Source organism: Hoskinsella mucinilytica (assembly GCF_045223415.1).
Lineage (GTDB): Bacteria > Bacillota_I > Bacilli_A > Erysipelotrichales > Erysipelotrichaceae > Hoskinsella > Hoskinsella mucinilytica.
Genome location: NZ_JBEQZJ010000119.1, coordinates 1 through 523, shown reverse-complemented (window position 1 = coordinate 523; position 523 = coordinate 1). Strand labels below are relative to the sequence as shown.

Sequence of the window (523 nt, the reverse complement as noted above, 5' to 3'; positions counted from 1 at the left end):
ATTATACCATGAGAGAAAAGTGAATGGTAACATCTTCCTAATTACTTAGTATTTTTCTATGAGGAAACAAAGCAAACACTTAAAATCATTGGAAATCAACGTGATTGTAGGAATAATATGATATAATATCATCAAAGTTTGGAGGTTGCGTATGAAATTATTAGATACATTAGGAAAAACAAAAAAAGCCATTGGTGGCGTGGTTGCGATTCTACTTGTTTGCGTCTTGATATTTTTTGCGGGAATGCATTTTGGCGGTAAGGAAAGTGAACCGGTAATAACTTCAACGGCATTGACACAGCAGCTACAAGAAGTAAATGAGTTGGTATCTATGGAATATCATTATACCAAAGTAGGTAAATTTGAAAATTCTCTACAAATCAACGGATGGAATATTCCACTTACCACAAAAAGCTTTCTTTTAACCTATTCAGGAAAGCTTAGTGCAGGTATTGATTTAAGCAAAGCAAATGTTAGTGTAAAAGATAAGGTAATTACCGTTCAAATACCTGAGGTTGAAATC

1 protein-coding gene is annotated in these 523 nt (G+C 33.5%); it reads left to right on the top strand.

Going from position 1 to position 523, the window contains the following annotated elements:
• Positions 1-151: 151 nt before the first annotated feature.
• Positions 152-523: DUF4230 domain-containing protein (locus UGRO018_RS17785; RefSeq protein ID WP_416327849.1), on the top strand; the 372-nt coding region annotated here is incomplete at its 3' end.